The 1,882-nt window shown below is 40.8% G+C and carries 2 protein-coding genes and 1 pseudogene; 1 reads left to right on the top strand and 2 read right to left on the bottom strand.

What is annotated here, in order from left to right:
• On the bottom strand, positions 1 to 488 hold a 488-nt coding region (locus G4P69_RS37560), incomplete at its 3' end, for a GAF domain-containing protein (protein WP_208355015.1).
• 495 nt (positions 489 to 983) lie between these two features.
• Here G4P69_RS37560 and psb34 point away from each other — a divergent pair.
• On the top strand, positions 984 to 1,292 hold the full coding sequence (gene psb34, locus G4P69_RS37555) for a photosystem II assembly protein Psb34 (protein WP_208355014.1): 309 nt from the start codon (positions 984 to 986) through the stop codon (positions 1,290 to 1,292).
• A gap of 253 nt (positions 1,293 to 1,545) precedes the next feature.
• On the opposite strand, the pseudogene G4P69_RS37550 reads toward psb34, so the two are convergent.
• A pseudogene (locus G4P69_RS37550) lies at positions 1,546 to 1,882 on the bottom strand (hypothetical protein); the annotation flags it as partial.

The following is a 1,882-nucleotide window of genomic DNA, read 5'->3' as shown; positions in this document are numbered from 1 at the left end:
GGAGCTGTTGCTAGGGTTTTTGCCCCTTCTTGCATCAGTTCAATATCAGACTGTGACCAATGGCGAGTTGATTGACACTGATGAGCAGCGAACAAGCCCCATAATCCTCTAGGAATTAAAACTGGTACAACTAAGTTAGCACGAACCTGCATACTGGAAAGAAAATCTCGGTGACAACTCTCGATGGGTTCTGATTTGATGTCAGCGATCGCCCTTACCCGTCCAGCTAAATATAGAGCGGCATACTCATTGTTAAAACAACCATCTGGTCCTGTTGAACCAAGAATTGATAATTCCTTAGAATTCAAAGATTCAAAAGTTACCTGCCCCTCCCACTCATTATAGAAATAATACAACACCACCCGATCTACCTCTAGCAATTTTCGGAGTTTACTCGTTGTTTCTTTAATTAAAGTATCTCGTTGCATTTTGCTAGTTAAGCCTTCAACAACTTTTTGTAAACCCTGCTCGTAATGCCTATTTAACATTTTAGAATTAAATACTGGAAGTGTATTTGTACTGAGCTCAAAGTATAACACAATAAAGATTATTTAACAAAAAAGCGCTCTGCGTCTCCTGAATTTAGGACAGTTGATTCCTCCTTTAATCTATATTAACTTAAGGGTAATTTATCAAACAGCATATAATTAACATTGAATTAATAAGGTTCTTTCGTTATTTGTAAACCATAATTTAGCCAACTATTTCAGGGGAACCAAAATAAAAATAAAATTTTCATATCCTAACCATAGCTTACCGTAAAATTTTATAAGTGTTTAGGGTTTGTATCTATGTCCTTTTCTCGAAACAGTGAGGCATCGATTCCCTCCCATGCCTCCAAAGGTGAGTTTCCTCGCGGTTTTTTTAGAGCGTAATCAAAAGTCATGGATAATTTATAACTATTGACTGCTATTTTACCCAGCAAATAGTTGTTTAAATAGCTTATAATATATGTATAAGAATCTAACCGAGGGCATACACCTATGCGCTACACCAATAAAGAAGGGACAACCCTCAATCTAGATGAACATCCTCCTAGTGATGGCAGTGAGCTAATCCCGGCTGAAGTCCAAGCCAATACACGTCGGGATGGCAATAAATTGCCTGATATGCCTCTTACCCCTGGCTACACAGTAGACGATGAGGGAATTAACAATAGCTATGCAATTGAGCCAGATATGTCCAGGGCAAAGTATCCCTCACCAAAACAGCAGCAACGTTATATCTTGTTGGGAGCAGGAGCTATCCTGTTCGTTGCCCTGATAATGCTGACTGCGTTTATTGTCAGCTAATTCACTACTAAATGATCGATGTGAATTACCCAGCACATCCCCTGACCCCCTGAAGCTAATTGCTTGGGAGTCAGCCTCTGGCCTACTAAACTGGGGTAGTCCCTTGCCCCCCACTGAAATCTCTGATTCAGCAGCCTGCAATCAGTGTGGGTCTGTTCGCGAAGCGTCTCCCCTTGGGAGAAGCCCAGACTGTATTGCAAACCTTCTGCCCTCTGCCTCCTGACTTCTTCAGAGCTTCCAACCACCGATGACCTTAAGTATATCCATACTTCTTGATGAACCAAGTTTTCACAAATTGAGTCAGTACACAATAGCAAGTTAGGATTAAAGCTAACCAGAGAAAATAAACGCCTGGCAAAGGAATAAACCCTAAACTGGCTGCAATTGGAGAAAATGGCAGATATATTCCAACTCCCATAACAGTGACGGTTATTAGCACCATGGGCAAAGAAGCCCAACTTTGAAAAAAACTAGAACCGCAAAACTTGCTAGAGAGAGTCACATATTCAAGTAAACTAGGAAAGATAGAGAATATGTGCCAGGACTTACGCAACTGGCACAGCATGATCGCTATTGCATGAGAAAATGGC

Origin of the sequence: Aetokthonos hydrillicola CCALA 1050 (assembly GCF_017591665.1) — a bacterium.
GTDB classification, from domain to species: Bacteria; Cyanobacteriota; Cyanobacteriia; order Cyanobacteriales; family Nostocaceae; genus Aetokthonos; species Aetokthonos hydrillicola.
The sequence above is the reverse complement of the archived record's forward strand: the minus strand, read 5'-3'. Positions and strand labels throughout refer to the sequence as shown.